Here is a 2,915-nt window from a genome sequence, read left to right as displayed (position 1 = left end):
TGTGGGAGCGGGTTTACCCGCGAAGAATGCGACGCGGTGTATGGCACCGGCTATGCCGGTGTTCGCGGCGGTTCGACGCCTCGATAAACCCGCTCCCACAGGGATTTGGCACCTGGATTACCGAGCCTTGCGCGGTAGTTCGATAATCACCCGCAGCCCGCCCTGGCGACTTTCCGACAGCGCCAACCGCCCACCCCAAGCCTCGACGATATCGCGCACAATCCCCAGCCCCAGGCCATGCCCGTCAACCTGCTCATCCAGCCGCGAACCGCGCTCCAGCACCTGCTGCCGCTGCCCCTGGGGAACACCCGGCCCATCGTCATCAACCCACAGCCGGTAACCCTCGGCATCCGACGCAATCCCCAGGCGCACTTCGCTGTCCGCCCATTTGCAGGCGTTGTCCAGCAGGTTGCCCAGCAGTTCCAGCACGTCTTCCCGATCCCACGGCAGCAGCAACCCAGGTGGCACATCGCTGGCCAGCAGCAACCCCTCGCCATGGATCATGCCCAAGGTCCCGAGCAACCCTGGCAACTCGGCATCACAATCGAACTGCGCCCCCGGCAGCGCGTCACCCGCCAGGCGCGCACGGTTCAACTCACGTGCCAGGCGTTGCTGAATCTGCTCCAGTTGCTCACGCATCTGCGCGCGCACCTCGGGCAAGTCCTTCAGGCGCTCGCTGGACGCCAGGCTCAGCAGCACCGCCAGCGGTGTCTTCAGCGCATGGCCGAGGTTGCCCAACGCATTGCGCGAGCGCCGCAGGCTGTCTTCGGTGTGGCTGAGCAAGTGGTTGATCTGCCCCACCAGCGGCGCCAGCTCACTGGGCACTTCGGCATCCAGTTGCGAACGCTGGCCCTGCTGCAGCTGGGCAATCTGCTGGCGGGCCCGCTCCAGCGGCCGTAGCGAACGGGTTACGGTAATGCGCTGTAACACCAGCACCAGGATCAGCGCGATCAGGCCCATGCCCAGGCCGATCTGCTGCAGGCGCCGGAAACCTTCACGTACCGGTGAGTAGTCCTGCGCCACACTGATCGAAATGTCCTGGCCCAGGCGCCGGTAGTCGGCGCGCAAAGCCAGCAACTGCTGGCCTTCAGGGCCAAGTTCATGGCTATCGGAAAGCCCCGGCACGGCTGGCTTGGGCATATCCAGGTCCCACAATGAACGTGAGCGCCAGGTGTTCTGCTGAAGGGCGCCGTTGTCGAAGTCGATGCGGAAGTAGTAACCCGAGAACGGCCGCTGATAGGCTGCCGAGATCCGCCGTTCGTCCAGCTGCAAACCAGACGGCCCGCGCACCAGGGCCACCAGCAGGTTCTCGCTTTCCTTGCGCAGGCCGTTCTCCAGGTAGCGCTGCAGGCCGGCTTCGAACAGCCACAAGGTCAGTTGCGCCAGCACCACGCCGACCACCACCAGCACGGCAACCAGGCCCAGGCTCAGGCGCGCCTGGATCGACTTCACTCGCCGCTCCCGGCGTAGATGTAGCCTTGGCCGCGGCGGGTTTCGATGACACTGCGGCCGAGCTTGCGGCGCAGGTGGTTGACGTGCACTTCCAGCACGTTGGAATCACGCTCGGTCTCGCCGTCGTAGAGGTGCTCGGCCAGGTGGCTCTTGGACAGGATCTGCTGCGGGTGCAGCATGAAGTAGCGCAGCAGGCGGAACTCGGCGGCGGTCAGCTGGATATCCACGCCATCACGGCTGACGCACTGGCGGCTTTCGTCCAGGTGCAAGCCGGCCGCTTCCAGCCTCGGCTGGTTGGCCAGGCCACGGGCACGGCGCAACAGGGCCTGGATGCGCAGTTGCAGCTCTTCGGGGTGAAAGGGCTTGCTCAGGTAGTCATCGGCCCCGGCCTTCAGCCCCTCGATACGCTCAGCCCACGAACCGCGGGCGGTCAGGATCAGCACCGGCGTGGCCAGGCCGGCGGCACGCCACTGGGCCAACACCTCCAGGCCCGGCAAGCCTGGCAGGCCGAGGTCGAGAATGATCAGGTCGTAAGGTTCGCTCTGGCCCTGGTATACCGCGTCACGGCCGTCGGCCAGCCAGTCCACGGCATAGCCCTGGCGTTGCAGGCCGGCGATCAGCTCATCGGCCAGCGGTACGTTGTCCTCGACAAGCAACAGGCGCATTCAGTCGTCTTCCTCGTCTTTGAGCAGTGCGCCGGTGCTGGCGTCGAGCTTGATCTCGCGCACCACACCTTCAGCCGTCAGCAACTCGACTTCATATTCGTAGCGATCATCGTCCTCTTCCAGCTCGGCTTCCAGCAAACGCGCCCCGGGGTAACGCCCCAGGGCGGTTTCCAGCAATTGTTCGAGTGGCAGGATAACGCCCTTCTGCCGTAGCTTCAGGGCTTCGTCCTGGTCGAGGTCGCGGGCAGCGGCCAGGGAGCACACGGCCAGCAGCGCCAGCGCAAGGTAACGCGCCGGCCGCGGTAAGTGGATCATCAGTTGTCCCGCTCGTCCTTCAGTACTTCACCGGTCTTGGCGTCCAGCGCCACGTCCCACTCGACGTTCTGCGTGTCGCGCAACTCGACCTTGTAGATGTAGCGGCCGTACTCGTCTTCAAGCTCCGAGTCAGTGACGGTGGCGCCCGGGTGCTTGGCCACGGCGGTGGCCTTGAGTTCGTCCAGCGACTTGATGGTCTTGGCGTTGACCAGTTTGACCACTTCATCGGGCTGCACGTCCTTGGCGAAGGCGGCATTGGCACCCAGGGCAAGGGCGGCGGCGGTGAACAGGGCAGTCAAGGTTTTCATCGTTCTTCTCTCCTGAGAACTGTGCAAGTTGTCTACGGGGTTAAGATTAACCAGCGGTCCTTAATTCAACCTGAAAACAGCTGGCGGGATGATAGCGCGATTACCGCAACATCTTCAGCGCCTGTCAGATCGAGCGCCGCCCGCGCGGCGCTTCGCGGGTAAACCCGCTCCTACG

General features: G+C 64.6%; 4 protein-coding genes. All 4 read right to left on the bottom strand.

Going from position 1 to position 2,915, the window contains the following annotated elements:
* Positions 1–117: 117 nt before the first annotated feature.
* Genes IAE39_RS29310 through IAE39_RS29295 form a run of 4 tightly spaced genes read right to left on the bottom strand, consistent with a single transcriptional unit; the run spans position 118 to position 2,740 of the window.
* Positions 118–1,452 (bottom strand): ATP-binding protein, encoded by a 1,335-nt coding sequence (locus IAE39_RS29310; protein WP_201207941.1) that lies wholly within the window; start codon positions 1,450–1,452, stop codon positions 118–120.
* Positions 1,449–2,117, bottom strand: coding sequence for a response regulator transcription factor (locus IAE39_RS29305; RefSeq protein WP_201207940.1), 669 nt, complete (start codon positions 2,115–2,117; stop codon positions 1,449–1,451). Before IAE39_RS29305 ends, IAE39_RS29310 begins: the two co-directional genes overlap by 4 nt.
* Positions 2,118–2,432, bottom strand: a complete 315-nt coding sequence (locus IAE39_RS29300; protein ID WP_016485921.1) for a PepSY domain-containing protein — start codon at positions 2,430–2,432, stop codon at positions 2,118–2,120.
* A complete protein-coding gene (locus IAE39_RS29295) occupies positions 2,432–2,740 on the bottom strand; it encodes a PepSY domain-containing protein (RefSeq protein ID WP_016714736.1) in 309 nt (102 codons plus the stop codon). Before IAE39_RS29295 ends, IAE39_RS29300 begins: the two co-directional genes overlap by 1 nt.
* Between the last annotated feature and the right edge of the window lie 175 nt (positions 2,741–2,915).

The sequence above is a fragment of the Pseudomonas sp. S37 genome, from assembly GCF_016658545.1.
GTDB lineage: Bacteria > Pseudomonadota > Gammaproteobacteria > Pseudomonadales > Pseudomonadaceae > Aquipseudomonas.
The sequence above is the reverse complement of the archived record's forward strand: the minus strand, read 5'-3'. Positions and strand labels throughout refer to the sequence as shown.

What these genes read in the sequence shown, in the direction of transcription:
- IAE39_RS29305 (WP_201207940.1), bottom strand. Translation starts at nt 2,117, where the DNA reads ATGCGCCTGTTGCTTGTCGAGGACAACGTACCGCTGGCCGATGAGCTG.
- IAE39_RS29300 (WP_016485921.1), bottom strand. Translation starts at nt 2,432, where the DNA reads ATGATCCACTTACCGCGGCCGGCGCGTTACCTTGCGCTGGCGCTGCTG.
- IAE39_RS29295 (WP_016714736.1), bottom strand. Translation starts at nt 2,740, where the DNA reads ATGAAAACCTTGACTGCCCTGTTCACCGCCGCCGCCCTTGCCCTGGGT.